Source organism: Campylobacter suis (genome assembly GCF_905120475.1).
GTDB classification, from domain to species: Bacteria; Campylobacterota; Campylobacteria; order Campylobacterales; family Campylobacteraceae; genus Campylobacter_A; species Campylobacter_A suis.
The window spans coordinates 648,242-674,725 of record NZ_CAJHOE010000001.1 but is presented as its reverse complement, the minus strand read 5'-3'; the positions used below and the strand labels follow the sequence as shown (position 1 = coordinate 674,725).

Sequence of the window (26,484 nt, the reverse complement as noted above, 5' to 3'; positions counted from 1 at the left end):
AAAATGAAAAATTTAATCAAAATCGTATCCATAACCTGCGTTGTTACTTTATTTTGCGTATTTGCAGGGCATAAGATAGTCGTAGCAACAGGCGAGTATCCATTTTGTGGCTCGTGCCACGCATGGGACGGAGCGATAGCTCAGACAAATCTAGCTGACCCAATACATGGAGCCTCAAACACAAAGGGAATAAGTGTAAAATGCACTGACTGTCACTTACCGCATGATAATCTTGCAAACTATCTCATAACAAAGGCTAAAAACGGCGTGGCTGAGGGCTTCACAACGCTAACAGGCGATCCTAGTAAAAAAGACTGGATAGCAAACAGAGCAAACGCAAGGGCAAATTATACCTTTGATAGTTCGTGTCTAAGGTGTCATGAAGGCATAGTAAAAACTAGCGAGGCAAACGCAACTCGTGAAATTTCAAAAATGCACGAGCTGTCACCAAAATGTCGGACACTACGAACTTGGCAAAATGCTAGTCGAGCAACAACATAAGACTGCAAATAGCTGGGATGAGTGGGAGCAAATGTATCAAGATAAAAAACAAAAATAATACAAATTTTGGGTTTTTGCAAATTAGCATAAACCCAAAATTTCACTCATTTTTTTATAAATTTTTATAACTTTTAGTTATGCTATTATATACTTTATGTTATTTGACTTATATAAAAAATTACCTTATCGTTGAAAAAAATTAATTTAAAGGAGCAAAATGCTAGATTTTCAAACTACAGTAAGATCTCGTCAGTCTATAAGGGACTTTTTAGATAAGCCACTTAGCAAAGATGAGATAAATGAAATTTTACTTGATGCGCAGTGGGCGCCGTCCGCTACAAATACACAGCCTTGGATAACGCATGTGGTTTCAGGACAGAAAGCAAAAGAGTTAAAAGAAATTTTAAAAGATAAATGGGCAAAAGGTGAGATAAAAAGCGACTTTCCTTACGATCAGTCACTATTTCCACCCGCTCTTGAAACTCGCATGAGAGCCCTATATAAGTTAATTTATGACGGCTTTGGCGTGGCTAGAGAGGATAAGGCAGGTAGAGCTAGAATGGTACCGTTAAATTTAGAGTTTTACGGAGCACCACACGCTGCGTTTTTGTTTATGCCTAGCATCGCCGATAATGTCAATGTCGCAGCCGATATGGGTATGTATGCTCAAAATTTTATGCTCTCATGCACGGCTCGTGGATATGGTAGCATACCGCAACTTATCTTTGCGATGTTTGCCGATACCATCAGAAAAGAGCTTGGAGTAAGTGATGAGCTAAAGTTGCTCTTTGGCATATCTTTTGGCTATCCAAACTGGGACGCAAATGTCAATAAAAACCGCACACAAAGGGTGTCGCTAAGCGAAAGTGTAACCTTTCACGAGTAAGTTTTAATTTAAAGAGCCAAAATATGCTATAATCGAGTAAAAATTTAAAGGCAAAAAAGTGAAATTTAAGCTCGATTGCAAGCAGGACTTTAAGGCGTCCTTGCTATTTTGGCTCGCTCGTTATGTTAAGTTTAAACTAAGCTCACTCTCAAACAAAGAACTTCGCAACCCTCAAACCCTTGCAAGTGTAAATTTCGCGCTAAACAAAGAGATAAAAAACATAGATGAGCTTGACGGGCTTGTCAAAAAGGCACGAAACGCTGGGCTAACTGGGATAAACACCTACTTTAATCCGCTTAAAAAAATTTATGAGACCATCTGCTTTTACGAGCTTCTTAGCTTAAAGCAAATTGATGAGGAGTTTATCAGCGAAGTGCTTGCTAGCACGACTGGCGGGCTAAGTGATGCGAGTAAAAAAAACTACCGAATCGCCGCCATAAATTTCTTCTCATTTTTAGACAAGCAAAACGAAGAGGATGGCAAGGCGCATGTCTTTGACATAGAGCTTAAAAACTGGGGTGGAGTAAGCGGGACAAGAGGGCAAAAACTGCCTGAGTTTATGAGCGAAGAAGAGGTAAAGAAATTTCTAAACGGCATTGATGAGGCCGAGTTTAAAAGCAACGAAAATCGCAACAAGCTAATCATAAAAATCATCATTTTCACAGGCATTCGCGTAAGTGAAGCGCTAAATTTAAAGCGAAAAGACATAAATAAAGAGGGTGAGCTTTACATCATCCGCATAAGAGGCAAAGGTAACAAATACAGAATCGTTATGATAAAACGCCATCTAATCGAGCACCACCTTGACGCCATCGCTATAAATTTCATCAACAAAGAGGGATATTTGTTCGTAAATCGCAAGGGCGAGAGGCTAACTCAAGCTTATGTAAGCCGAATAGTCGAGCAAATTTTGTTTCGCGCAGGCATAAGAAAGGAAAAAAACGGCGCTCACATGCTACGCCACACCTTTGCGACTATGCTTTATAAAAAGCAAAAAGACCTTGTTTTAGTTCAAGAAGCCCTAGGTCACGCTAGCCTTAACACAAGCCGAATTTACACGCACTTTGATAACGAAAAGCTAAAGCTAGCAGCGCAGGTGGCTGAGGATTTGAGCGAGAGTTAAAAGCTTTATAAGGCTTTTTTGACTAAAATTATTCCTTTAAATTTGGAGCAAGTTTGTATACAGATAGAAAACTTTTTTACCTTTGCGTTTGTTTGCTTGGCATAAGTGCGATATTTTCGCTATCTTTGTCGGTTTATACTGTGCGCTTTTTTCACTATGAAGAGTATCATTTTTTTATAAGACAGTCCATTGTTGTAGCTATTGGTGTTTGCCTTATGTGGGGACTTTCTCAGCTTAATCCAGATAAGGCACTGAAATTTATCGGCTTTGGTCTGTTTTTTTCTTGTCTTATTTTAATGGGTGCTATGCACTTTTTACCAGCTTCATTTGTGACAGAGTCGGGTGGTGCGCGTCGCTGGATACGACTGCCTGGTTTTTCGCTTGCGCCAGTTGAGTTTTTTAAAATAGGCTTTGTCTACTTTTTAGCATGGAGCTTTACAAGAAAAATAGATGAAAAAAAACGGACAATGCAAGAGGATTTGGCTATACTTTTCCCATATATTTTACTGTTTTTGCTAATCGTCTATCTTATCGCTGTTATGCAAAATGACCTTGGTCAAGTTGTTGTTTTGGCAGCTACTTTTATCATGATGGCACTTTTTGCAGGAACTAGCCTTAAAATTTTTATGGTTGGTGTAAGCTTTGTGCTTTGTGTGGGAACGATCATTATCATAAATAGTGAACACAGGATAAATCGTATCAAGTCCTGGTGGGTGGGCGTTCAGGATATAGTCTTAAGCGTTTTGCCTGAGAGTTTTGCGACGCTAAGAGTTGAAAATGCTGATGAGCCGTGGCAAATTTCAAACTCACTAAATGCTATAAATCATGGCGGGCTTTTTGGTCAAGGGCTTGGTGCTGGAACCTTTAAACTTGGCTTTTTAAGTGAAGTTCATACAGACTTTGTTATAGCTGGTATTACCGAAGAGATAGGTCTTTTGGGTATATTTGGTGTAGTTGGAATTTTTATTGCGGTACTGTTTAGAATTTTTAGAATTTCAGGAAGAAGTGAAAATAAAGTCTATCATCTTTTTACCCTTGGAGTAGGACTTGTATTTTCATTTTCATTTATCATAAATAGTTACGGTATTACCTCTATTACGCCGATAAAGGGTATAGCGGTGCCATTTTTAAGCTATGGCGGTAGCTCTGTTTTGGCGACATGCATTGCCGTTGGTATGGTTTTGATGATAAGCAAAAAGGCAAAGATATGGTAGTGATAACTGGCGGGGGAACTGGTGGACATTTGGCGATAGCTCGCTCATTTTGTAAGCAACTTAATGAACTAAATAGATCTTGTATCTTTATAGGTTCAACTAGCGGACAGGATAAAATGTGGTTTGAAAATGATGAAAATTTTGCCGCACGCTACTTTTTACAAAGCTCTGGAGTTGTAAATAAGCAAGGTCTGGCTAAAATTTTTAGCCTTTTTAATATCATAAAGTCAGCCTTAAAATGCCGTGAAATTTTTAGACAAAACGGCGTAAAAGCGGTCATTAGCGTTGGTGGATATTCGGCTGCACCGGCAGCACTAGCTGCTTTATTTTGTAAAATTCCTCTTTTTATACACGAACAAAATGCAAAGATAGGCAGGCTAAATGAGCTCTTGCGACCATTTGCTAAGGGCTTTTATAGCTCTTATGAAAAACCATTTTGGGCATATCCTGTTGGTAATAAATTTTTTGATAGACAAAAAGAGAGAGTGGAGCTTAAAACCATACTTTTTTTAGGTGGCTCACAGGGGGCAAAAGCTATAAATGAACTAGCCATTAAGCTAGCCACAACTTTAAAAGAAAAACAGATAAAGATCATACATCAATGTGGTAAAAACTCACTTGAAAATTTAAGGCTAGAGTATAAAAATATAGGCTTTAAGGAGAGTGAGCTTGAGCTTTTTGACTTTAGTTCAGAGATAGAAAAAAAGATGTATGACGCAGATCTTTGTATAAGCCGTGCTGGTGCTAGCTCGCTTTGGGAGCTTAGCGCAAATGCTCTGCCTTGTATCTTTGTGCCATATCCTCACGCAGCTGGCAACCATCAGTTTCATAATGCTAAATTTTTACTTGATAGAAATTTATGCCAAATTTCATTACAAAAAGATGGTGAGGCTGATGTGGATGAAATTTTAAAGCTTATACAAAACTATGAGATAAATCGTGTTAGCAAAGGGCTTATGCAAGTTCTTAGCAAAGATAAAACGAGTGATATCATAAGAGAAATTTTATCTACCTTGTAAGTTATATATAAAGCATTGAGCCTATGCGAAGCATATTTGAGCCAGACTTTAGCGCAAGCTCGTAATCTGAGCTCATACCCATAGAGCATATCTTTGCGCCGTCTTTTTCTAGACTTTTATAAATTTTGTATGTTGTCTCAAAGCTTTTGGTAACTTCGCGCCAGTCATCGCTATGTGAGCCGATACTCATGACTCCAACTAAATTTATATTACTGCACTGCTCATTGATTTTAAGATAAATTTCTTTTGCAACACCCTCCAAAACACCCTGCTTACTATCTTCGTTTGCTGAGTTTATCTGAAGCAATGTATCAAGCTTAAAATTTAGCCTCTTATCAACCTCTAGTGCCTTTTCAAAACTATCGCAGCTTTGCCAAAGAGTTGGCTTTAGGGCTATGAGCTGGTTTATTTTGTTGCTTTGAAGTCTGCCTATCATGTGCCATTTTAGCCCTAAATCTTTAAGCTCACTCTGCTTTTTGGCAAGCTCTTGAACCCTGTTTTCGCCGTATTCTATCTGCCCTTGACTAAAAAGCTCTAAAACCTCTTTGCTAGTTACATTTTTACTAACAGCAATGAGCCTAGCTTGTGGATTTATACTATAAATTTCATCTAAAAGTTTGGATAAAACTATCATTTTTTAACCTTGCATTAGTCTATTTATATCATTAAAGGTTGCTAGTATCATAAGAGATAATAATATCGCCCAGCCCGCGTAAGTAAGCCATACAAAAACTTTTTCGCTTACCTCTCGTCTAAATACTAGCTCATAGAGATTAAACAAAATATGGCCTCCATCAAGAGCTGGTATCGGGAGTAAATTTAGTACTCCAAGATTTACCGAAAGCAAAGCTGTGATGATTAAAAGAACCGCAAAATCGCTCTTTGCAGCTTTTGTCGTTATATCAGTTATCTGAACGATACCACCCACCTCTTTTATAGGCACTACGCCTTCTATGAGCTTGCCGATACCTAAAAATATAAGCTTTGATGCTTTTATAGTCTCATCAAATGCGTACGAAACAGCATCAAGCCCATCATAACTAAGCTTTATGGCATCGCCACTAGGGACAATGCCTATGAGTGCACGCCGTTCACTCTCACCAAAAACACTCTTCGTCTCACTAATCCTTGGCGTGAGTAAAATTTGCATGAGTGTTCCATTTCTGTCTATACTTATACTCATTTGCTCGGTAGTAACATTTTTTTTAATGTCTTCCCATTCGGTTATTTCTACATCATTTATGGCTAAAATTTTATCCATTTTTTGCATCTTGGCATCCATGGCAGCCGAGCCATCAACCACATTTCCAACAGTTGGTGCAAGCTTTTCAACTCCCATATACCCAAGCATGATAAATATAAAAAATGCCAAAATAAAGTTAAACGCTGGTCCTGCAAATAGTATGGCTATACGCCCAAGCGGACTTAGTGAGTTGTAGCTATCTGGATCTAGGTTTTTGTTTTTTGGATCTGTATCATCTTGTCCTTTTAATTGAACATAACCACCAAGAGGTATAGCCGATATGGCGTACTCTGTTGCCCCGATACGCTTTTTAAGTAGTTTTTCTCCAAAGCCGATACTAAAAGTATGCACGCAAACCCCAAGTGCTCTTGCCACCAAAAAATGTCCTAGTTCATGGAAAAATACCAAAAATGAAAGCACAAAAATAGTAACAAAAAAATACCACGAGTAAAAATAAAGCCCACCAAGCACCAGTAATACTAAAAAAAACAAGCTTTTCATCTAAAATTTTCTAACATCGCTATGTTTTATATAGCTTAAAAACTCCTGTGCTAGCTGTTGCTCTTTTTTTGCAACAACCTCCTCTTTGCTTATGCTATCTTTTTGTGTCGGTTTTGTTGGCTTTTTTTCATCGCCCTGCTCTTTTACAAGCTCTTTTTTTATCTCTTTTAAACTATCAAAAAAATCATTCATTTTTTATATCCCTTAAAATTTTTAGATAAATTTATCAAATTTTCACCAAATTTTTCATAAATTTAGTCATATATGCTTTTTTTAAGGAAACTTTGAGTATAATCACATTTCTTTTTTATAGTGCGCTCGTAGCTCAGCTGGATAGAGCATTTGATTGCGGTTCAAAAGGTCAGAGATTCGAATTCTCTCGGGCGCACCACTCTTTTATACTTTATAAAGTTAAAAACAAAACTGCAACTTTTATAAGATTTTTAAATTTTAAATAGTAAAATCAGCTAAAAATTTGATAGAAAGTGAAAAATGGATTTTAAAAATATAAAAATTCAGATTGAAAAAGTTAACGAGATGCTTGTGGCTTTTGAAAGAGATGAAGAGCTTTTAGCAAAAGAACTTGAACCTTGCATGGATGTTTTTGAGTTTAACTCAGCAATCGATAAAACAAGAGAAAAGCTACGAAACAGCGTTGATGAGGGAACTTTTTTCAAAAATGTTTTTAATACCAGCGACTATTATGAAAACATCAGCTCATATCTGGAGCAAATTCAGTTTGCTATTGATCACAAAATCAAAAAAAGTGGCATTAGCCCAGAATCAAACATAAAACTACAAAAAAGCTTAAAGACTATCGAAGATACGATAGGAATTTTAGTCACAGAGTATGGCAACTCTTTAAAAGAAGATAAGCGTCATTTTATAAAACGCAACGGTGCTATGCGCTCAAAGATCAATACAGCCCTTAGTGAACTCGTAGGGCTTAAAAAGCGACTTGAAAAAGTGATAAAGATAGAGTCTAAAATCATTTCAAATGTCATACTAAAAGACTTTAAGACTATTTTTACTTTTTTTGCAAATTGTGTTAAGGTCGCAAAAAGCCGTAAAGATGAGCTTTTGCTTGTTGAGATAGCTGGAATTTCAGATAAATTTTTAAATATGATAAAACCAGTTTTTGGGGATAAAAGCCTTGAAACTGATAATATGATATATTACTATCTTTTTTATGAGATACGAGAGTTAAAAGCTAGCGCAATAGGACAAAAACTGGCTTGATTTTTAAATTCCTAGTCTTTTAAATAGGAATTTAAAATGTTATGTTTTGTAAAATTTCAATCATAAATCTTACTATGCCAAAAACACAACAAATTCTATCATTGCCAAAATAAGCAACTATGATAAAATTTCTTCTTGTATCTTTACAGAACAAATCAATGCTTATTGTCTTGCTCTGTAAAAAAACTTATGCTCTAAAATGCATTTTACAAAGAGCGCTCTTATCCACTAGCTTTTTAAAACGCTAATAAAATTTAGTGCTTAAATTAAGTACAAAAACTAATCCGTCCTTTGCCAAATTTATAATTAGAAAGGCCAGATAGCCTCCATTATACGAGTACCCCATGGCTTTTTAGTAGACTTATCAAGATCTCCTTCAGTTTTATACAAAATTTTTGCATCAGCGATATATTTTGAGTCGATCTCATTGCGTTGTGAGATGTCATAAGGGCGGATAACACCGCTAATTTGAATAATCTGCTTTTCTCCATTTACCAAAATTTCTCGAGAGCCCTCTATAAAATAATTGCCATTATTTAAAATCTTGACGATACGAGCCGAGATCGTGGTTGTAAAGCGCTCACTTCTGCTTACTGAGCCACCGCCCTCAAACTCATTTCCTCCACCAGCTTGAAAGCCGATATTGCCAAATTTATTTAACTGGCCAGCGATCGTTGAAAGTCCAGGTCCACTAGCCGTAAAAACACCGCCACCAAGAGAGGTCGTACTATCTCTGTTAGTTTTTTTGTTTCCACTTGAAGTTTGTGAGGCTGTTTCTGTGATGATGATAGTCACAATGTCATTAACATTCATCGCCTTTCTATCTGAAAATAGCGGGTCTTTACCGCGCCCATAAAGACTGCCTTGATTTGAACTTTTTGAAATATCTTTTGCTGGAAGCTGATCAACATACACTGGAGCTTTCATATCTATATGGGGATCGACGCTGGGTGTACAAGCTGTAAAAATGACTAAAGTGCCGCCTAATATTAGGTAATTAATTTTCATAAATTGCCTTAGTATAAAGATTTTATGCTAAAATCAAGCAAAAAAAGTTCCAAAAAGGTAGTAGATGAACTCTTTTTATCTGATATCGCCACTAAATTTAGCACATTTAAAAGAAAAAGTTGCTTTAAAATTTAAAAATTTTACCACTTTCGAGATAAAAATAGACGAAGCCGCTTATCTAACATCAAAAAAACAAGAAATTTTAAAGCTTATAGATAAATTTGAAATGCTTAAAAAAGAGTATGATTTTATAATAGTAATTGGTAGTAAGTTTAAATTTCTTGGTACAAATGAGACAAATTTAATGCTTGCAAAAGAGCTAAACTGTCCCATCTTTGCTGATGAAAATTTAAACGAACTAAGAGCGATAAACTCGGGCTCCAGGCTACTTATTACAGATGATATTGATGAAATTTTAAAAGCTGAGCAAAACATCACAACAAAGATAAAATTTGAATACAACTTAACAAAACTTGCAAAAAGCCTACAAAAACATATCATACTTCCAGAGAGTGAAGATGAGAGAATCTTGCGTGCTGTAGCTGAAATTTCTGCTAAAAATTTAGCCAAACTCACTCTTCTTGGCAACACAAGTGAGACAAAAAAAAGAGCTTATGAGCTTGGGCTAAATTTAGAAAATATAGAAATTTTAGATCCTCAAACAAGTGAACTTACATCAAAGTTTGCTGAGCAAATTTTTGAAGCAAGAAAAGCAAAGAATCTAAGCTACGATCAAGCACAAATTTTAGCTAAAGATCGAAACTATTTTGCTACAATGTGTGTTAAAAACGCCCTTGTGGACGGTATGGTAAGCGGTGCTGTAGGAACTACTGCAGATACGATACGCCCTGCTCTTCAACTTATAAAAACAAAGCCTGGTATAAGCACAGTTTCTGGACTGTTTTTCATAGCTTTGGATGAAGAAATTTTACTTTATGCTGACTGCGCTGTGACTCCAAAACCTGATGCTAATACACTGGCACAAACTGCCGTTTTATCTGCAAAAAGCGCACAAAATTTTGGTATCACGCCTAGTGTGGCTCTTCTTAGCTATTCGACTAAAGAGAGCGGGGCTGGCGAAAGTGTGGAGACAGTAAAGCTAGCAACAAAGATAATAAATGAAAACCAGAGTTGGCTGAACGCAGATGGTCCTTTGCAATATGACGCAGCAACAAATTTAGATACTGCCGCCAAAAAAGCTCCTGGCTCAAGGGTATCAGGCAGGGCAAATGTCTTTGTATTTCCTGATTTAAATAGTGCAAATATCTGTTACAAAGCAGTTCAAAAAAGCGCAAATGCTCTAGCTGTTGGTCCAGTGCTTCAGGGTTTAAACGCACCAGTTAATGACCTTAGTCGCGGAGCAACTGTACAAGATATAATAAATACAATACTAATAACAGCGATACAAGCAGGAGAAAACTAATGAAAATTTTGGTTCTAAATTCAGGTTCAAGCTCTATAAAATTTCAACTTTTTTTAATGGATAGCGAGCAAAGTATCGCAAGCGGTCTTATCGAGCAAATAGGACTTGGCGACTCTCATGCGATATTAAAAGCAGATGGTAAGATTTATGAGAAATTTTTACCTATACCAAACCATCATGCTGGGCTTGATACAATGAATGAACTTTTGTGTAAGTCAAACACCTTGCACGATCTAGCAGAGCTTGATGGCATAGGACATCGTATAGTTCATGGAGGAGAGAGCTTTTCTTGTTCTGTTTTGATAGATGGTGCTGTTATAAGTGAGCTTGAGCGTATCAGCCCCCTAGCCCCGCTACATAATCCAGGTCATATCGCAGGCATAAAAAATGCTATGCAAAATAGCAAAAATGTACCACATGTTGCTGTTTTTGATACTGTATTTCATCAAAGTATGCCAGAGTATGCATACAGATATGCTTTGCCTTATGACATCTGCAAGAAACATCACATACGAAAATACGGCTTTCACGGCACCTCTCATAAGTATGTTTGCAAAAGAGCAAGTGAGCTTATGGGTATAAATTTTGAGAATTTTAACGCCATCTCTTTACATCTTGGCAATGGCGCAAGCGTATGTGCTGTTGAGAATGGAAAAAGCGTGGATACTTCGATGGGCCTAAGTCCACTTGAAGGGCTTATAATGGGCACACGAAGCGGAGATATAGACCCAGCAGCACTTGTATTTTTACTAAATGCTGGTGTGCTAAAGTGGGATGAGATAGATACATTTTTAAACAAACAAAGTGGGCTTTTGGGGATTTGTGGCTCATCTGACATGAGAGATGTTGTGGCAAAAATGAAAGATAATGAGCAAGCAAGACTTGCCTATGAGATGTTTTGCTACCGAGTGAAAAAATATATCGGAGCATACTATGCTGTTCTTGGACGAGTTGATGCCGTTATCTTTACTGGTGGTATAGGCGAAAACGCACCAAATACGCGTCAAAAGATAACAAATGAGCTAGCACATATAGGGCTAAGTGTAGATAGGGATAAAAATTTTGACACAAGCCTTAAAGGAGAGCGCTGCTTAGACTCGCTGGATGCAAAGATAAAGACATTTGTTATACCGACAAATGAAGAGTTGGAGATAGCTAGGGAAACTAAGCGCTTGGTTTTAGGCAAGTAAAATAGGCTATTTTGCCTGATTTTGCCCACCGATAGTAGCGTTTAAATCCTCTACAAACTCAACCGCAAGCTCATCGTATTTGTCTTTTGTTGCTTTTAGAACTTCATCTGGAATTTGCACCTCTTTTGCAAGGTCTAAAATGCTACTACATCCATTTAAATAGCCTAGTGAACAGCTTTTAACAAGGTATCTTATGCCTAGCTGAATTGAAGGAATTTCAACTAGGCGTGTATCAGTTTTCTCACTAACTTCGTTATTTATATACATATATCCAAGCTCTTCGCAAGCAAGTGTATCACCAGCCTCACATCCAGCAAAAAATATCTCAAAACCCTGCTCAAAATTTCCATTTTTAACAGCATGGATACCTTTATCAAGATCGTCTATATCAAAACTAAATGCAAAAATAGTTGCTATAAAAAATATAATTTTTTTCATTACATAAAGCTCGGTGCGTCGTTAGAAAATAGTATCAAGTCGCCACTTCTGGTATTTTGAGCTAAAATTTGTGTCATCTGAGTTTTATCCTTTATGATGATGATCTCTGGTTTATTTAAATGTTTTAACAACGCTCTAGCATTTAGTGGGCTTGATATCATGACGATGTCAAATATCTCATTTATAATGCGAGAAAGATTTTCATTTTCTTCTTGGGTTGACTCTACTATCCCTGGAGTTATAAGTACTTTTCTACCAGCATAGCTTCTTACAAGCTCATAGCTTGCACTCATACCAGCAAAATTTCCGTTAAAACTATCATCTATTATTATCTTTCCACCAGCATCTATACGCTGAAGTCTATGCTCAACATTTTTAAGCCCCAAAAGTACCTTGCTTATACTCTCATCTTTAGCACCAAGATGTCTTGCCACACCGATACATGCGGCTAAATTTATGGCGTTAAACTCTCCAAGAAGTGGAGTAAAGTAATGTTTTTCATTAAGTGTAAAATTTATACCATCAAGAGTTGCGTTGATATCTTTTAAATTTTTATCATAAATTAAAATATTTTCGCCCTGCTCTTTTAGTGTCGAGCTATGCAAAAAAGCCATCTCAAGTCGTTTGCTGCAAAGTGCTTCAAGCTTTGTAGCACGGATATTTTCTATGGTTTTAAAATACTCTATATGCTGCTCGCCTATCTGTCCTACGACTACAATATGTGGATTTAAAAAAGCTGAAATTTCGGCTATATCGCCACTTAGTCTTGCACCAGCTTCTGCGATGTAGATCTGAGTTTTTTCATTTAAGTTTTCATTTACATCTTTTATAAGTCCAACTAGCGTATTTACACTTCTTGGTGTTTTATGTGTTACAAAATCATCTTTTAAAAGCTCATAAAGAAAGTTTTTTATGCTTGTTTTGCCATAACTTGCGGTTATCAAAACTATTTTTAAATTCGGCAAATTTGCAAGTTTTTTATCAGCTTTTTTCCTAAAATTTAAAGCATTAAATTTTTCAAAAAAGTGACTTATCAAAAGACTCACCACGATAGGTAAAACAGGTTCTATTTTTGTATTTTCACTTAAAAAGGCAAATAAAATTTGCACACAGATAGCGACTACCAAAAATACAAAAAAACGCTTTATCCTTGCCGTAAAAACCAGTTTTTTATCAAGCTTTTTATGCCAAAAGTAGATACATGTTAAATATGCAAAATAAAAATAGATAAAAAACCATCTGCCAGTTGTGTAAAAAAGCACAAGCGGGATAATAAAAAAAACAACATGCCAAAGCGGTCTTGTGAAATGAAAAATAACGCGCTCTAGTTTATAAGAAAACCATTGAAAACAAGTTATGATGTAAAAACTTAGTGCAAGTGTAAAAAATGCCGTTGAAAATGTGTAGAAGATAGTTAAAAAAGTCTCACTCATCTTGTGCTCCAACCATCTCGATGCCAGAAATTTCATCTAGATCGTCACTATTTGGTGCTAAATTTTGGCTTTTAGTTTCATTTAATTCAGACAAAACACTATCGCTTATAAATTTTGCATGCAACAAGAAGAAAAAATGATCGCCATTTAATGGGTAAAATTTACTATCTTTTACAAGCTCGTGCATCTTTTCTCCACTTTTAAGCGGAGTAGCCTTGTCGTTTTGCCCCCAAAATATAAATGCCTTCGAACGAAGGTGGCTAAATTTTGAACTAAAGTCTTCATTTACGACATTTTTTAGCGTTTCATACATCGTTCTACTCATTCCACTAACATCTTTTGTGGCAAATACTTTATAAAATTTGCCAAAACCAAAAAGCTTAAAAAATTTAAAAATAGCGATCTTAAGACGCACCAAAAGACGCTTTTTGACCAAAATTCCAGCCGAGCTAAGAAGTACTATATTTTTTGGCCCCAAAAGAGTAGCAACCTTGCCACCAAAACTATGCCCGACTATGATCTCTGGCTCTTTTGGCAGTGTTTGAATGAAGCGTTTAAGTATCTTTGCATAATCACTCGTATTAAGAGGGGTAAAAATATCACTAGCGCCAAAGCCCGGCATATCTACATAGATGTGTTTATAGCTGTTAAAATGCTCGCCAAATGCCTTTTTCATTATCTCCTTATTTGCTCCCCAGCCGTGCAAAAAAAGTATAGTATTTTCGTGGCTTTGGTTAAGTATTTCGTAGCTGATTTTATATGTTTTTAAGCCGTATTTTATCTCTTTACTCGCCATTGCCATCTCTTTTGTTTGATGTGTAAAAATTCTTTAAAATTTCAACTGCCTCTTGCAATCGCTCATACTCGCTCATACTCAAAAGGACGGCTTCAAATTTATTATTTTTGACGATGACTGCGCGTTTTAACTCGGCTTTGCTTATCTTTCCAAGTACTGCACTGAAATTTCGCACAACCTCAGTCGCCGTAAAAACTTCATCTTTGCTAAATGTTGTCATTTGCTCTCTTTGTGTAAAATTTTATGTAAAATTTAGCGTATTTTTGGTTATAAACTGCTTATGGGTTATATTTTACCGCCCTTTGAGTGCGTGATAGAGTTGATAAATTTATAATCAACCTTAATATCTCGCTCTCTTACAAGCGAATCCGCAAGTGCTTCAATGACAGCGGTAAAGTCGTCAAATAGATAATTTGCAAGACTTCCTGGATTTGGATTTATCTCATTTAGATATACCTCTTCGTTAAAGGCAAAAAAGTCACATCTTATAAGTGCCCCATCAAAACCTTGTGAGTATATCTTTTTAAATGCCTCTTTTAGGTTTTTTTCAAGTCTATCTGAAATTTCAGCCTCTGTTATCTTTGTCTCGTTTGAAAAGCTCATATATTTTTGTTCGTAGTCAAGATACTCTTTCTTTTTTGGCTCCTCTATCATAGAAAATATAAACTCGCCACCCACCTTACAACCAGCAATGTTAAATTCTCTTATCGCGCTTACAAATGGCTCAACTAAAATTTCATCATCAAATTCAAAGCCCACATCAAGCGCATACTCGAGCTGGGCATCATCTTTTACTATGCTAATGCCGATACTACTACCAAGATGGCTTGGCTTTAAGATAACTGGATAGGCTGACTTTATACTATCGCCGCGTCTTATGACTTCATACTCTAGCGTTCTTACGCCTGCTTTTTGGGCTAAAAGTTTTGTCAGGCTCTTACTGTAGCTCATAACACTTGCTTCAAGTCTTGGCCCAATGTAGCTAACACCGAAAAAATCAAGCAAAGCAGCCATCTTTCCATCTTCACCGTCCATGCCGTGAACTAAATTTATATATACATCTACATCTAAAAATTTTGCGCCAAAAAGTGACTGTATGCTAAATCCTCCATTGTTAAGGATTAAATTTTTACATTTTTTATATTCACCAGAGCTGAAAAAATTTGCACGCATATCTTTGGGATCTATAAGATAGAAATTTCTATCAGCGCTACAAAATATAAACTCAAGCGGCGCTTTTAATACATTTTTAAGCACGATAGCACTTACTATGCTTATCTCATGCTCGTAGCTTTTTGCACCAAAAATAACACCAAATTTTTTCATAAATATCCTTTTTATCCTAGTTTTTTTAGAGCTTCTTTTACAAGCTCACCAGTAGTTTGGCTTTTGCATTCAGGCAAAATTTTAACTATCTTTTCTCGCTTAAAGCCAAGTGCTTCAAGCGCTAGAAGTGCTTCATTTTGATAGCTTGGCACACTTTCATCGCTTACAAGCTTAGCGTCACTTAACTCAGCGATAATGCGCCTAGCAGTCTTTGGTCCGATACCTGGGACTTGTTTTATAGTGTCAGCATCACCGTTTAAAACCGCATTTGTAAAAGCATTTGCAGAAAGACTAGAGCAAACTGCCATCGCCGTACTAGCGCCGATACCGCTTAATTTTATAAGCATTTCAAACATCTTTTGCTCAGAAATATCTAAAAAACCATAAAGTAAATTCGCATCTTCTCTAATAATTTGCGTTATATTTAGTTCAGTTTTTACCCCGGTTTCAAGCTTTGCAGAGCAAAAAAGTGAGATAAAAACACCATAGCTAACGCCACTCACTGTCTTTAGCACCACAAATGCGGGCTCTTTTTTAGTTATAATACCTTCAATAGCCTTTATCATATCTTTTCCTTATTGTAACAAGCCTATGTTGTTATCTTTTTTGACGCTAAATTTATCGCCATCTCTTGTTAGTGTCATTATGCGAATCATCTCGTTTTGCCTTGTGATATATGAAACCTCTGTTGGGGGGTCGATGACTATAAATTTTATCTCATTTAACTCAAGCCAGTTGCTTCTATTTATAACTTTTGCTGCAAATATACCATTTTGCATAACATCAAGCTCATCTTTTAACCCTTTGTACTCAGCTTTTTTTGTCTTAAATTCATGCAAAAGTGCGTTGTAGTCATTAACTAACTGCTGATACTCTTTTAGTTTTTTCATAAAAGTTACAGGCGGAACTATCTTTGCATTTTGAAGCTCTTCCACCTTTGCTTTGATGACATTTATAGAGCCTTTGTTTTCGTCTATTATCATCTTTTTTGTTTCAAGCTTTTTAGGAATTTTATCTATCTGCTCTTCAAGCTCTTTTATAAGCTCGAGCTGGCGAGGAATTTCATCTGCTTGGTCTCGCATCTTGCTGGCGTCTATTATAAATCTATTATTCATACCTCGTAGATATTTTACATCTATAAGTCTTGCGGCAGTCATCGTGCAGTTTGAGCCAAGTGTTTCTATAACGATCTCCTCTGCTGTTATCGAACCCCCCACTACTGAGTTTATCCTTGCTTTTTTAGCTATAACAGTTCCACCTTCAAGCCTATCTATGCTCACATCATCGGCTTCTACCGTGCCTATGTGAACTGCGATATTTGCCGTGCGTGCTTTTATCTTTGCCTTGCCATGGGTCTGCCCGCCAATAACCACATCATCGGCTATGACTTGGGCATTTGCAGCGATATTTCCACGGACATTTACCTCTTTTGCCTCGACTATAACACCTGTTCCAATAGCGTCTTTAAAAACATCATCCTCTTTTATAAAAAGCGAAACATTTGCATCGATTGAAGTTTGAACTGAGCCTGTGTCGCGAAAATTTATCTCATTTACCTCAAGATGCTCTCCGATATCGTAAACTCCGCCCTTATCGCTTACAAAACCTGGCTTTTTAGCGATAAATTTTATACTTGTGTCATCTTCTATTTTATCGATATTTTCGGCATTTACATTTATATCTTTAAATTCGTTATCTTTTGGTTCAGGCATCTTTATAAACTCGCCACGAACATTTCTGCCATTTCTGCCATTTTTTGGCTTTATGCACTCCATTATCACATCGCCAGCTACAACACCTTGTAAAAAGCCACGGCTAGCGTGATTTATCTTATCATTTTGGATATTGTTTGTATTGTTTTTATAATGAAATATCATCTGCGCATCGGTTGGCTTGTGCGCTTGGGCACCAGTTGTTACTGTAAGGGTGATATCATGATCTATCATCTCTTTTATGCGCAAAATAGAAGCTATCTTTGTTAAATTTTTTCTTAGTTCATCTTCTCTTATGCCAACTAGAATTTTTGCCTTTATTAGCTGTTTTGCGATATAGTCATAGAGTAAATTTTCATAACCACTGACATGTTTAATGTCTTTTGATGCGTGAATTTTGGCGATAACTTTTGTTAGGCTTGAGTTTGCCCCTATGCTTATTTTAGGTAGTTGGTTTTGTGGCGCTTGGCGTATATCAAAGTATTCAACATGATAGCTTTGCTCGATATTTAAACTCTCATCTATAAAAAACGCCGTATCATCAAAAATATCAAGCTCTTTTGACATAAGAGTCACAGGCTCGTTATGCTCACTGTCTGTGTAGCTTGTTACCACATCAAGTAGCCTATAATCAACAAACTGTGGGTCGATCTCTTGCGACTGAGCGATACTAGCTATATCAGCAAGTGGTGTTTTTGTATCGGCTTGAATAGGTGAAAAATAGACTATCTCTTGTGTTTCTTCGCTCAAATTTCCATCCAAAGATAAATTTTTAGTGTGATATTATCTCTAAAATTTTATTAAACTTTGGTTATGCGTGATTTAAAGCTTTTTTTGTTACTATTGTGCTTTTAAAATTTTAGGCAGGTTTATGTTTGTAAAAGGCTTTTTTTCAAATTCAGCTGGCATTATGGTTTCTCGTATTTTAGGGCTTGCAAGAGATATTTTGACAGCCTTGGTTCTTGGAGCTGGCATTTATAGCGATCTATTTTTCATAGCTTTTAAAATTCCAAACCTCTTTCGCCGCATATTTGGAGAAGGAGCATTTACGCAGGCTTTTTTACCAAATTTTGCAAAAGCAAGACACAAAAGTGTTTTTAGCGCAGAAATTTTTATAAAATTTCTTTTTTTTATAGGCATTTTGACACTTTTTGTAAATATTTTTACTGGATTTTTTATAAAAATTATCGCAAGTGGGCTAAGCGATGAGGCGATAAGTGCCGCCATACCTCTTGTAAATATCAACTTTTACTATCTTGGGCTAGTTTATATAGTTACATTTATGGCATCCTTGCTTCAGTATAAAGGACACTTTGCTACGACGGCATTTTCTACGGCTCTTTTAAATTTAGCGATGATTATTGCGCTATTGCTAGCTTATGGTAAAGATGAAAAAAGTGTAGCATTTTGTCTTAGTTACGGGGTTATTGCTGGTGGGGTACTGCAGGTTTTAGTCCATATCATCGCCATGCAAAAAACTGGTGCTGGTAAAATTTTCTTTGGAGGGCTTAAAGGTTATGCTGCCAAAAAAAGAGAGAGCATAAAGGGCTTTTTTTCTAACTTTTATCACGGACTTATAGGCTCTTCTGCTATGCAAATAAGCGCTTTTATGGATACTTGGCTAGCTAGCTTTTTAGTAACTGGAAGTATCAGTTATCTTTTTTATGCAAACCGAATTTTCCAACTCCCGCTTGCTGTTTTTGCCATAGCTCTCTCGCAAGCACTTTTTCCAAAAATAACAAAGCTATTAAAAGCAAACGATGAGCAAAATGCTATGTTTTGGACAAAAAAGAGCTTTTATCTGCTACTTTTTGTCCTAAGTTTAGCCACTATTGGCGGAGTTGTTTTAGCGGAGCCAGTTATTTGGCTACTCTTTGAGCGTGGAAATTTCACTCATCAAAATACCATAGAGTGTGCCGCCGTCTTATCTGCATACATGGTTGGACTAGCCCCTTTTGGGCTAGCAAAAATTTTCTCACTTTGGCTTTATGCTAAAATGCAACAAAAAAAAGCAGCTAAAATTTCCATCATCTGCCTTGTTATAAATTTAGTTCTAGCTGTGGTGTTAATGCAGCCTTTTGGGGCTGTTGGCTTGGCACTTGCAAGCTCACTTGGTGGCTTTTTGCAACTTGGACTTTTTGTCAATGCTTTTGGTTGGAGAAAATTTTTAGATATAATCGAACTTAAAAAACTAATGCTAATCACATTATCATGCGTGGTTTTTGCTGTTGTTTTAATGATATTAAAGGAAGTTATTTATGCAAATTTATGATAGCGTTAAAAAAGAAAAACTAAATTTTAATCCCATACGAGATGGCGAGGCAAATATCTATCTTTGTGGTCCTACGGTATATGATGATGCACATTTGGGGCATGCAAAAAGCGCAGTAAGCTTTGATATGCTTCGCCGAACACTCATAGCGCTTGGCTATAAGGTAAAATTTGTTCGCAACTATACAGACATTGATGATAAAATTTTAAAAAAGATGAGCGAAAGTGGCGAAAGTTTAGAGAGCATAACAGATTTTTACATAAAACGATATAAATCAGACATGAAAGCCCTTAATGTTCTTGAGCCAGACATTTCGCCAAAAGCTACTGAATGCGTTGATGAGATGATAAAATATATACAAAATTTGCTTGATAAAGATATAGCCTACAAGCTTGATGATGGTATCTACTTTGATACAAGCAAAGATGAGCAGTATCTTTGTATTAGTGGTAAAAGTGCCGATCTTGAAACCATCGCAAGGATAGATATAAACGATAAAAAGAGAGACAAAAAGGACTTCGTGCTTTGGAAGTTTGATGATAAATTTTATGATAGTGCATTTGGCAAAGGTCGTCCAGGCTGGCACTCTGAATGCGTTGCTATGATTAAAAAATACTTTGATGGAGATGAAAATTTTAATATCGACATCCATGCTGGCGGAGTTGATCTGCTCTTTCCACATCATGAAAATGAAGCTGCGCAGTGCAGATGTGCCGAGCATAAAGCCTTAGCAAAATACTGGATACATAATGGCTTCATCCAAATAAACGGCGAAAAAATGAGTAAAAGCTTGCAAAATAGCTTTTTTGTAAAAGATGCCCTTTTGCTTTATCCTGGTGAAGCACTTAGATTTTACCTACTAACAAGCCACTACAGGGCAAATTTTAACTACTCTGAGTTTGATTTGGAGGCTAGCAAAAAGCGACTTGATAAGCTTTATCGCCTTAAAAAAAGAGTACTAGGGGTTAGCAAAACTAGCTTAAATTTAGAGTTTAAAAAGGAAGTTTTGGACGCTTTAAGCGATGATCTAAACACTTCAAAAGCATTGGCTACTCTTGATGAGTTTATAAGGCTTTCAAATGAAAAACTTGATGTAAACCCAAAAGATAAAGCCGCAAAAGGCGAAATAGTAGCAAACATTGCCTTTATAAATGATGTTTTTGGTATTGGCTTGCAAGATAGTTTTGAGTATTTTCAGTTTGGTATAAGTGATGAGCAGAGAGAGCAGATAACAGCTATGATAGCGGAGCGAAAAGAAGCTAAAAAGGAGCGAAATTTTGTAAAATGTGACGCTATTAGAGACGAGCTAAATCAAATGGGTATAAACATCATGGATACACCAGATGGTACAATGTGGGAGCGTGCATAGATGAAACAGCTTGGTTTAAAAGGGGTTTTAAAGCGCTTTACCCCATATTTTAAAGACTATATCCCCTATTTTGCCTTAGCTATCATAGGCATGCTTTTTGCAAGCCTTGGTACAGCTGCCACAGCATATCTTGTCGAGCCTGTGTTAAATAAAATTTTTGTTGAAAAAAATGAGCAGCTTTTATACCTTTTACCATACGCTATCATTGTCATCTATGCAATAAAAAATATCGGAACATACATGCAGGCTTATTTTACCGCATATATTGGGCAAGATACTGTTAGGCGTTTTCGTGAACAAATGATACAAAACCTACTTTCGCTTGATATGAAATTTTTTAATGCCTACCGAACTGGTGAGCTTATAAGCAGATGCATAAATGACATAGAGCGCATAAGAACGATCGTTTCAAACATGATACCAGAGCTTGTCAGAGAGATTATAACTGTATTAGGGCTTCTTGGAGTTGTCATTTATCAAAGTCCAAGACTAGCATTTTTTGCACTTATAGTATTGCCAGTAGCGGTGTATCCTATATCGCGGCTTGCAAAAAGGATGAAAAAAATTTCAAGAGCTTCGCAGGAAAAAACATCAGATATTACTTCAGTTTTAAGTGAAATTTTTACAAACATAGAGATTATTAAGGCAAATAACGCCCAAGGATATGAGCACAAGCGTTTTGTTGATGAAAATAATAAATTTTTTAAGCTAAATTTAAAAAGTGTAAAGATAGAGCAGCTAGTTAGCCCTTTGATGGAGACGATAGGCTCTATCGGAGTTGCAGTAGTCATCATCGTAGGAGGTAAGGAGGTTATAGATGACCGACTTACAATGGGTGCATTTTTCTCATTTTTAACAGCTCTTTTTATGCTTTACACTCCGATAAAGCGCATAGTTGGTATATATAGCAAAATGCAAGATGCCGTGGTTGCAAGTGAAAGAACATTTGAATTAATTGACAAACAAAGCGAGATCATTGACGGGACAAATGAGATAACAAACACCATAAAAAGCATAAACTTTAAAGACATATGGCTAAGCTATGATGATAAAAATGATGTTTTAAAAGGCATAAATTTAACAGCAAAAGAGTCTGAACTCATAGCTCTTGTTGGCTCAAGTGGTGGCGGAAAAACATCTATAATGAACCTGCTTATGAGATTTTATGAGCCAAAAAGCGGTGAAATTTTAATAAATGAGCAAAGCATAAAAACACTTAAAATAGCGTCGCTTCGTAAAAATATCGGCTTTGTAAGCCAGCGCGTATACATCTTTAATGATACGATAGCAAAAAATGTCGCTTATGGTAGAGAATTTGACGAAAATGCTGTTATTAACGCGTTAAAAATGGCAAACGCCTATGAGTTTGTAAGCGCTATGAATGACGGTATAAATAGCGTTTTAAATGAGTTTGGCACAAATCTTTCAGGCGGACAGCGTCAGCGTATAGCCATAGCAAGAGCACTTTACTCAAACCCACAAATTCTTATTTTTGATGAAGCAACAAGCGCACTTGATAATGAAAGTGAAAAAGAGATAACAAGTGCTATAAATAATTTGCGTCATAAAAAGATAATATTTGTCATAGCTCACCGCCTAACAACCGTGCAAAATGCTGATAAAATAGCTGTTTTAGATGGCGGAAAGATAGTTGGATTTGGAAATGATAGCGAGCTTGAAAATAGTTGCGAAATTTACGCAAAACTTAAAGGCAAAGCCTTAGTTTAAGGCGTTTTGTGCTAAAATATAGACATTTTAGGCTTAAATGAGGGTATGATGTTTGACTATGCTACTTTAAAATCTATATTTTTTAAATTCGATCCAGAAACTGCACATAAAATCGCAGAATATGGCATGATAGCAGCAGATAAAATTCTACCAAGTTCACTTAGTTTTGTTACAAACAAATGTGTTATAAGCGATGCAAGACTGCAGCAAAATTTACTTGGAAGCATTTACAATAACCCAGTTGGTATCGGCGGTGGCTTTGATAAAAATGCCACGATGTTTTCTGGTCTTACTGCGCTTGGTTTTGGACATTTAGAATTTGGAACTTTTACACCAAAGCCGCAACCTGGCAACGATAAACCACGCCTTTTTCGCCTTATCGAAGAAGAAAGTATCCAAAATGCGATGGGGTTTAATAACGATGGAAGCAAAGAGATAAAACGCCGCGTAAGCAAGCTATATCCAAATGTCATTCCGCTTTGGGCAAATATCGGCAAAAACAAGGTTACACCAAACGAAAAAGCCATAAATGACTATGAAATTCTTGTGCGTGACTTTGCCCAGCTTTGCGATGCTTTCGTGGTAAATATCTCGTCGCCAAATACACCAAATTTGCGTGCTTTGCAAGAAAATGAATTTATCACCGAGCTTTTTAGCAGGATAAAGCCACTAACTAAAAAGCCTATTATTTTAAAAATTTCACCAGATCTAAGTCATGAAAAAGCAATAGAAATTTCACAAAATGCCGTTTCTAGCGGTGCAGATGGGATCATCATCTCAAACACAAGCATTGACTACACACTTTCTAACTCGCCAAATTTAAAGAGCTTTGGCGGTCTTAGTGGAAAGGTTATAACACAAAGATCAAGAGAGATATTTAAAGCAGTTGCAAGCGAGCTTTATGGCAAAACAACACTTATAGCTTGCGGTGGCATTGACAGTGCAAAAGAGGCTTATGAGCGTATAAAAATGGGTGCTAGTTTGGTGCAAATTTTTACTAGCTTTATATTTAAGGGTCCGATGATTTGCAAAGAGATAAATAGTGGAATTTTAGAACTTCTTGAAGCTGATGGATACGCTCATATAATCGAAGCTATCGGTGCAGATGTTAAAAAATAAGGAATACAATTGATAAAATTTAACAAAACAAAACTAAAAAATGGGCTTGAAATTTATCACTTACCAGTAAATAAAGGCTCAAAAGTTATAAGCCTTGATATATTTTACAAAGTCGGTTCAAGAAATGAAACGATGGGTAAAAGTGGTATCGCACATATGCTAGAACATCTAAATTTTAAATCAACCAAAAATTTAAAAGCTGGAGAATTTGATGAGATAGTAAAAGGCTTTGGTGGCACAAATAACGCCAGTACTGGGTTTGACTACACGCATTATTATATAAAATGTTCAAATCAAAATTTAGAAAAAGGTCTTGGACTTTTTGCTGAACTTATGCAAAATTTAAACCTAAAAGACAAAGAATTTCAGCCTGAGCGTGATGTCGTACATGAAGAGCGAAGGTGGCGCACGGATAATAATCCGATCGGCTATCTTTATTTTAGGCTTTTTAACCACGCTTTTATATATCATCCATATCACTGGACACCTATTGGCTTTATAAAAGATATAGAAAACTGGAGCATTGAAGATATTCGTGAATTTCATCAAACTTACTACCAGCCACAAAATGCGATACTTTTAATCAGTGGAGATGTAAGCAAAAAGGAAGCTTTTGAGATAGCAAAAAAGAAATTTGATAGTATAAAAAATGGCAAAAAACCGCCAAAACTTCACTGTATCGAGCCAGTACAAGACGGAGCAAAAAGAGCGATTATCCACAAAGATACTCAAACACAAATGCTAGCCATAGCATACAAAACTCCACCATTTAACCATAAAGATCAAATAGGACTAAATGCTATTAGCGAATATCTTGGTAGCGGCAAAAGCTCGATTTTACAGCAAGTTTTGATAGATGAACTTCAGCTTGTAAATCAAATTTATGCTTACAACCTTGACAGTATTGATGAAAATTTATTTATATTTCTTGCAGTTTGCAACCCAGGCATAGATGCGCTTGATGTTGAGAAAGAAATATTAGCTATAATAAAAAATTTAAAGTCAAAAAGTATCGCAAAAGATGATGTTTTGCGTGTTAAAAATTTGATAAAAAGTGACTTTGTCTATTCGTTTGAAAGCGCAACTAGGGTGGCAAATTTATACGGAAGCTATCTTGCAAGAGGCGACATAAAGCCTCTTTATGAATTTGAAGCAAATATCGAAAACATAGATGCCAAAATGCTTCAAGAGACAGCTAAAAAATACTTCATAGACAAACACTCAACGACGATAATACTCAAAAAGGAAGAGCAATGAGCGAAATTTTACAAGGTGGCATGACAGCGCTAATAACACCATTTAAAAACGGAAAAGTAGATGAGCAAACTTATGAAAAGCTGATAAAACGCCAAATAAAAAATGGCATAGATGTTGTAGTGCCAGTTGGAACAACTGGAGAAAGTGCCACGCTAACGCACGATGAGCATCGTATTTGTATCGAAATAGCAGTTGAGGCATGCAAAGGAACTAATACAAAAGTCTTAGCTGGTGCTGGAAGTAACGCCACTCATGAGGCTATTGGTATCGCTCAGTTTGCCCAAAGTCACGGTGCACATGGCATACTTTCAGTAGCCCCTTACTACAACAAACCAACACAAGAAGGGCTTTATCGCCATTATAAAGCACTAGCAGCAAGCGTTGAAATTCCTGTCGTGCTTTATAATGTGCCAGGTCGCACAGGCTCAGATATTTTACCTCAAACGGCTATTAGGATTTTTAAAGAGTGCCCAAATGTGATAGGTATCAAAGAGGCTACTGGAAATATCGATCGTTGCGTAGATATACTCGCTCATGAGCCTGAAATTTTAGTTTATAGCGGAGAAGATGCGATAAACTACCCTATCCTTTCAAATGGAGGAAAAGGCGTTATAAGCGTAACCTCAAACTTACTTCCAAATGAGATAGCAAACCTTTGTCATCTAGCTATAGATGGAAAATTTAAAGAAGCAAAAGCGATAAATGACAGACTTTATGACATTAACAAAATTCTCTTTTGCGAAAGCAATCCTATACCGATAAAAGCAGCTATGTTTATAGCGGGGATTACGCCAACGCTTGAGTATCGTCTCCCGCTTTGCGAACCAAGTCAAGAAAATCTTGCAAAGATTGAAAATGTAATAAAAAAATATGAGATAAAAGGATTTTAATGGATAATTTACAAAGCGAATTTAAAGGTAAAACGCTCGTTATCAGTGGTGGAACAAGAGGTATTGGTCGAGCCATTGTGCTTGAGTTTGCCAAGCTTGGAGCAAATGTAGCTTTTACCTTTAATTCAAACGAAGAGTTAGCAAAAATTCAAGCTAGCGAACTAGAAAAAACATACGGCATAAAAGCGCGTGCCTATGCACTAAATATCCTTGAGCCTGAGACCTATAAAGAGCTATTTGCGCAAATTGATGAAGACTTTGACAGAGTTGATTTTTTCATATCAAATGCCATCATCTCAGGTCGAGCAGTTGCCGGCGGATATACTAAATTTATGAAGCTAAAGCCACGCGGTATCAACAACATCTTTACCGCAACTGTAAATGCCTTTGTGGTAGGCTCTCAAGAAGCTGTAAAGCGCATGGAAAAAGTGGGTGGTGGTTCTATCATATCGTTAAGCTCGACTGGAAATTTAGTTTATATCGAAAACTACTCAGGTCACGGTACAGCAAAGGCGGCGGTCGAAGCCATGGCACGCTACGCAGCTACCGAGCTTGGTGAAAAAAATATCCGTGTTAATGTAGTAAGCGGAGGACCGATCGAAACGGACGCTCTTAGAGCATTTACAAACTATGAAGAAGTACGCGATTATACAGCCAAACTAAGTCCTTTAAATCGCATGGGACAGCCTGAGGATTTGGCTGGTGCATGTGTATTTTTATGCTCATCTAAAGCAAGCTGGGTTACAGGTCATAGCTTTATAATCGATGGTGGAACTACATTTAAATAAAATAAAAAG

The 26,484-nt window shown here is 36.6% G+C and carries 27 protein-coding genes and 1 tRNA gene; 16 read left to right on the top strand and 12 right to left on the bottom strand.

Annotated elements, in window-relative coordinates:
- Nucleotides 1-3: 3 nt before the first annotated feature.
- From LQV35_RS03495 to LQV35_RS03475, 5 genes are all read left to right on the top strand, one after another.
- Nucleotides 4-501 (top strand): NapC/NirT family cytochrome c, encoded by a 498-nt coding sequence (locus LQV35_RS03495; protein WP_230056475.1) that lies wholly within the window; start codon nt 4-6, stop codon nt 499-501.
- Nucleotides 502-718: 217 nt separating this feature from the next.
- Nucleotides 719-1,387: a nitroreductase gene (locus LQV35_RS03490; protein WP_230056474.1), complete on the top strand. Its 669-nt coding sequence runs from the start codon at nt 719-721 to the stop codon at nt 1,385-1,387.
- 58 nt (nt 1,388-1,445) lie between these two features.
- Nucleotides 1,446-2,510: a tyrosine-type recombinase/integrase gene (locus LQV35_RS03485; protein ID WP_230056473.1), complete on the top strand. Its 1,065-nt coding sequence runs from the start codon at nt 1,446-1,448 to the stop codon at nt 2,508-2,510.
- A 53-nt stretch (nt 2,511-2,563) separates the two neighbouring features.
- Nucleotides 2,564-3,724: a peptidoglycan glycosyltransferase FtsW gene (locus tag LQV35_RS03480; protein ID WP_230056472.1), complete on the top strand. Its 1,161-nt coding sequence runs from the start codon at nt 2,564-2,566 to the stop codon at nt 3,722-3,724.
- Nucleotides 3,718-4,743, top strand: coding sequence for a UDP-N-acetylglucosamine--N-acetylmuramyl-(pentapeptide) pyrophosphoryl-undecaprenol N-acetylglucosamine transferase (locus LQV35_RS03475; protein WP_230056471.1), 1,026 nt, complete (start codon nt 3,718-3,720; stop codon nt 4,741-4,743). The genes LQV35_RS03480 and LQV35_RS03475 overlap by 7 nt, the downstream gene beginning before the upstream one ends.
- A 1-nt stretch (nt 4,744) precedes the next feature.
- Here LQV35_RS03475 and LQV35_RS03470 read toward each other — a convergent pair whose 3' ends face one another.
- The 3 genes from LQV35_RS03470 to LQV35_RS03460 are packed head-to-tail and all read right to left on the bottom strand — an operon-like array spanning nt 4,745 to nt 6,679.
- Entirely contained in the window at nt 4,745-5,377 is a 633-nt protein-coding gene (locus LQV35_RS03470; protein ID WP_230056470.1) for a YggS family pyridoxal phosphate-dependent enzyme, read from the bottom strand.
- A gap of 3 nt (nt 5,378-5,380) precedes the next feature.
- Nucleotides 5,381-6,487 (bottom strand): RIP metalloprotease RseP, encoded by a 1,107-nt coding sequence (gene rseP / locus LQV35_RS03465; RefSeq protein ID WP_230056469.1) that lies wholly within the window; start codon nt 6,485-6,487, stop codon nt 5,381-5,383.
- A complete protein-coding gene (locus tag LQV35_RS03460) occupies nt 6,488-6,679 on the bottom strand; it encodes a hypothetical protein (RefSeq protein WP_230056468.1) in 192 nt (63 codons plus the stop codon).
- Between the two features lie 122 nt (nt 6,680-6,801).
- Here LQV35_RS03460 and LQV35_RS03455 point away from each other — a divergent pair.
- Together LQV35_RS03455 and LQV35_RS03450 are read left to right on the top strand one after the other, a co-directional pair.
- Nucleotides 6,802-6,878 (top strand) — tRNA-Arg (locus tag LQV35_RS03455).
- Nucleotides 6,879-6,979: 101 nt separating this feature from the next.
- Nucleotides 6,980-7,726, top strand: coding sequence for a hypothetical protein (locus LQV35_RS03450; protein ID WP_230056467.1), 747 nt, complete (start codon nt 6,980-6,982; stop codon nt 7,724-7,726).
- 31 nt (nt 7,727-7,757) lie between these two features.
- On the opposite strand, the gene LQV35_RS09085 is transcribed toward LQV35_RS03450, so the two are convergent.
- Nucleotides 7,758-7,880, bottom strand: a complete 123-nt coding sequence (locus tag LQV35_RS09085) for a hypothetical protein (RefSeq protein ID WP_268250081.1) — start codon at nt 7,878-7,880, stop codon at nt 7,758-7,760.
- Nucleotides 7,881-8,032: 152 nt separating this feature from the next.
- Nucleotides 8,033-8,734 (bottom strand): flagellar basal body L-ring protein FlgH, encoded by a 702-nt coding sequence (gene flgH / locus LQV35_RS03445; RefSeq protein ID WP_230056466.1) that lies wholly within the window; start codon nt 8,732-8,734, stop codon nt 8,033-8,035.
- Between the two features lie 64 nt (nt 8,735-8,798).
- Between flgH and pta the strand changes: the two genes are divergently transcribed.
- Together pta and LQV35_RS03435 are read left to right on the top strand one after the other, a co-directional pair.
- Nucleotides 8,799-10,157 (top strand): phosphate acetyltransferase, encoded by a 1,359-nt coding sequence (pta, locus tag LQV35_RS03440; RefSeq protein WP_230056465.1) that lies wholly within the window; start codon nt 8,799-8,801, stop codon nt 10,155-10,157.
- On the top strand, nt 10,157-11,347 hold the full coding sequence (locus LQV35_RS03435; protein ID WP_230056464.1) for an acetate kinase: 1,191 nt from the start codon (nt 10,157-10,159) through the stop codon (nt 11,345-11,347). Before pta ends, LQV35_RS03435 begins: the two co-directional genes overlap by 1 nt.
- Nucleotides 11,348-11,353: 6 nt before the next feature.
- Here LQV35_RS03435 and LQV35_RS03430 read toward each other — a convergent pair whose 3' ends face one another.
- The 7 genes from LQV35_RS03430 to LQV35_RS03400 all read right to left on the bottom strand — a co-directional run bounded on the left by LQV35_RS03430 (nt 11,354) and on the right by LQV35_RS03400 (nt 17,802).
- Nucleotides 11,354-11,785 (bottom strand): SEL1-like repeat protein, encoded by a 432-nt coding sequence (locus tag LQV35_RS03430; RefSeq protein WP_230056463.1) that lies wholly within the window; start codon nt 11,783-11,785, stop codon nt 11,354-11,356.
- Nucleotides 11,785-13,218, bottom strand: a complete 1,434-nt coding sequence (locus LQV35_RS03425; protein WP_230056462.1) for a Mur ligase family protein — start codon at nt 13,216-13,218, stop codon at nt 11,785-11,787. Before LQV35_RS03425 ends, LQV35_RS03430 begins: the two co-directional genes overlap by 1 nt.
- A complete protein-coding gene (locus tag LQV35_RS03420) occupies nt 13,211-14,014 on the bottom strand; it encodes an alpha/beta fold hydrolase (protein ID WP_230056461.1) in 804 nt (267 codons plus the stop codon). The genes LQV35_RS03425 and LQV35_RS03420 overlap by 8 nt, the downstream gene beginning before the upstream one ends.
- Entirely contained in the window at nt 14,004-14,234 is a 231-nt protein-coding gene (locus LQV35_RS03415) for a type II toxin-antitoxin system Phd/YefM family antitoxin (RefSeq protein ID WP_230056460.1), read from the bottom strand. The genes LQV35_RS03420 and LQV35_RS03415 overlap by 11 nt, the downstream gene beginning before the upstream one ends.
- 65 nt (nt 14,235-14,299) lie before the next feature.
- Entirely contained in the window at nt 14,300-15,340 is a 1,041-nt protein-coding gene (locus LQV35_RS03410; RefSeq protein ID WP_230056459.1) for a D-alanine--D-alanine ligase, read from the bottom strand.
- An 11-nt stretch (nt 15,341-15,351) separates the two neighbouring features.
- Nucleotides 15,352-15,906, bottom strand: coding sequence for a Holliday junction branch migration protein RuvA (ruvA, locus tag LQV35_RS03405; RefSeq protein WP_230056458.1), 555 nt, complete (start codon nt 15,904-15,906; stop codon nt 15,352-15,354).
- 9 nt (nt 15,907-15,915) lie between these two features.
- On the bottom strand, nt 15,916-17,802 hold the full coding sequence (locus LQV35_RS03400; RefSeq protein WP_230056457.1) for a flagellar assembly protein A: 1,887 nt from the start codon (nt 17,800-17,802) through the stop codon (nt 15,916-15,918).
- 121 nt (nt 17,803-17,923) lie between these two features.
- Between LQV35_RS03400 and murJ the strand changes: the two genes are divergently transcribed.
- The 7 genes from murJ to LQV35_RS03365 are packed head-to-tail and all read left to right on the top strand — an operon-like array spanning nt 17,924 to nt 26,475.
- Nucleotides 17,924-19,324 (top strand): murein biosynthesis integral membrane protein MurJ, encoded by a 1,401-nt coding sequence (murJ, locus tag LQV35_RS03395; RefSeq protein ID WP_230056456.1) that lies wholly within the window; start codon nt 17,924-17,926, stop codon nt 19,322-19,324.
- Nucleotides 19,311-20,693: a cysteine--tRNA ligase gene (gene cysS, locus LQV35_RS03390; RefSeq protein ID WP_230056455.1), complete on the top strand. Its 1,383-nt coding sequence runs from the start codon at nt 19,311-19,313 to the stop codon at nt 20,691-20,693. Before murJ ends, cysS begins: the two co-directional genes overlap by 14 nt.
- Nucleotides 20,694-22,421, top strand: coding sequence for an ABC transporter ATP-binding protein (locus tag LQV35_RS03385; RefSeq protein ID WP_230056454.1), 1,728 nt, complete (start codon nt 20,694-20,696; stop codon nt 22,419-22,421).
- 45 nt (nt 22,422-22,466) lie between these two features.
- On the top strand, nt 22,467-23,540 hold the full coding sequence (locus tag LQV35_RS03380; RefSeq protein WP_230056453.1) for a quinone-dependent dihydroorotate dehydrogenase: 1,074 nt from the start codon (nt 22,467-22,469) through the stop codon (nt 23,538-23,540).
- Between the two features lie 9 nt (nt 23,541-23,549).
- A complete protein-coding gene (locus LQV35_RS03375; RefSeq protein WP_230056452.1) occupies nt 23,550-24,797 on the top strand; it encodes a M16 family metallopeptidase in 1,248 nt (415 codons plus the stop codon).
- Nucleotides 24,794-25,687, top strand: a complete 894-nt coding sequence (gene dapA / locus LQV35_RS03370) for a 4-hydroxy-tetrahydrodipicolinate synthase (protein WP_230056451.1) — start codon at nt 24,794-24,796, stop codon at nt 25,685-25,687. Before LQV35_RS03375 ends, dapA begins: the two co-directional genes overlap by 4 nt.
- Complete coding sequence (locus tag LQV35_RS03365; RefSeq protein WP_230056450.1) at nt 25,687-26,475, top strand: enoyl-ACP reductase; 789 nt, start codon at nt 25,687-25,689, stop codon at nt 26,473-26,475. Before dapA ends, LQV35_RS03365 begins: the two co-directional genes overlap by 1 nt.
- Nucleotides 26,476-26,484: the final 9 nt, after the last annotated feature.

Bases quoted from the DNA above. Each gene is read 5' to 3' on its own strand.
- cysS (WP_230056455.1), top strand. From the start codon at position 19,311: ATGCAAATTTATGATAGCGTTAAAAAAGAAAAACTAAATTTTAATCCC.
- LQV35_RS03420 (WP_230056461.1), bottom strand. From the start codon at position 14,014: ATGGCGAGTAAAGAGATAAAATACGGCTTAAAAACATATAAAATCAGC.
- LQV35_RS03410 (WP_230056459.1), bottom strand. From the start codon at position 15,340: ATGAAAAAATTTGGTGTTATTTTTGGTGCAAAAAGCTACGAGCATGAG.
- LQV35_RS03365 (WP_230056450.1), top strand. From the start codon at position 25,687: ATGGATAATTTACAAAGCGAATTTAAAGGTAAAACGCTCGTTATCAGT.
- LQV35_RS03435 (WP_230056464.1), top strand. From the start codon at position 10,157: ATGAAAATTTTGGTTCTAAATTCAGGTTCAAGCTCTATAAAATTTCAA.
- LQV35_RS03380 (WP_230056453.1), top strand. From the start codon at position 22,467: ATGATGTTTGACTATGCTACTTTAAAATCTATATTTTTTAAATTCGAT.
- LQV35_RS03460 (WP_230056468.1), bottom strand. From the start codon at position 6,679: ATGAATGATTTTTTTGATAGTTTAAAAGAGATAAAAAAAGAGCTTGTA.
- ruvA (WP_230056458.1), bottom strand. From the start codon at position 15,906: ATGATAAAGGCTATTGAAGGTATTATAACTAAAAAAGAGCCCGCATTT.
- LQV35_RS03470 (WP_230056470.1), bottom strand. From the start codon at position 5,377: ATGATAGTTTTATCCAAACTTTTAGATGAAATTTATAGTATAAATCCA.
- LQV35_RS03475 (WP_230056471.1), top strand. From the start codon at position 3,718: ATGGTAGTGATAACTGGCGGGGGAACTGGTGGACATTTGGCGATAGCT.
- dapA (WP_230056451.1), top strand. From the start codon at position 24,794: ATGAGCGAAATTTTACAAGGTGGCATGACAGCGCTAATAACACCATTT.
- rseP (WP_230056469.1), bottom strand. From the start codon at position 6,487: ATGAAAAGCTTGTTTTTTTTAGTATTACTGGTGCTTGGTGGGCTTTAT.
- murJ (WP_230056456.1), top strand. From the start codon at position 17,924: ATGTTTGTAAAAGGCTTTTTTTCAAATTCAGCTGGCATTATGGTTTCT.
- LQV35_RS03415 (WP_230056460.1), bottom strand. From the start codon at position 14,234: ATGACAACATTTAGCAAAGATGAAGTTTTTACGGCGACTGAGGTTGTG.
- flgH (WP_230056466.1), bottom strand. From the start codon at position 8,734: ATGAAAATTAATTACCTAATATTAGGCGGCACTTTAGTCATTTTTACA.
- LQV35_RS03430 (WP_230056463.1), bottom strand. From the start codon at position 11,785: ATGAAAAAAATTATATTTTTTATAGCAACTATTTTTGCATTTAGTTTT.
- LQV35_RS03490 (WP_230056474.1), top strand. From the start codon at position 719: ATGCTAGATTTTCAAACTACAGTAAGATCTCGTCAGTCTATAAGGGAC.
- LQV35_RS03385 (WP_230056454.1), top strand. From the start codon at position 20,694: ATGAAACAGCTTGGTTTAAAAGGGGTTTTAAAGCGCTTTACCCCATAT.
- pta (WP_230056465.1), top strand. From the start codon at position 8,799: ATGAACTCTTTTTATCTGATATCGCCACTAAATTTAGCACATTTAAAA.
- LQV35_RS03495 (WP_230056475.1), top strand. From the start codon at position 4: ATGAAAAATTTAATCAAAATCGTATCCATAACCTGCGTTGTTACTTTA.
- LQV35_RS03450 (WP_230056467.1), top strand. From the start codon at position 6,980: ATGGATTTTAAAAATATAAAAATTCAGATTGAAAAAGTTAACGAGATG.
- LQV35_RS03425 (WP_230056462.1), bottom strand. From the start codon at position 13,218: ATGAGTGAGACTTTTTTAACTATCTTCTACACATTTTCAACGGCATTT.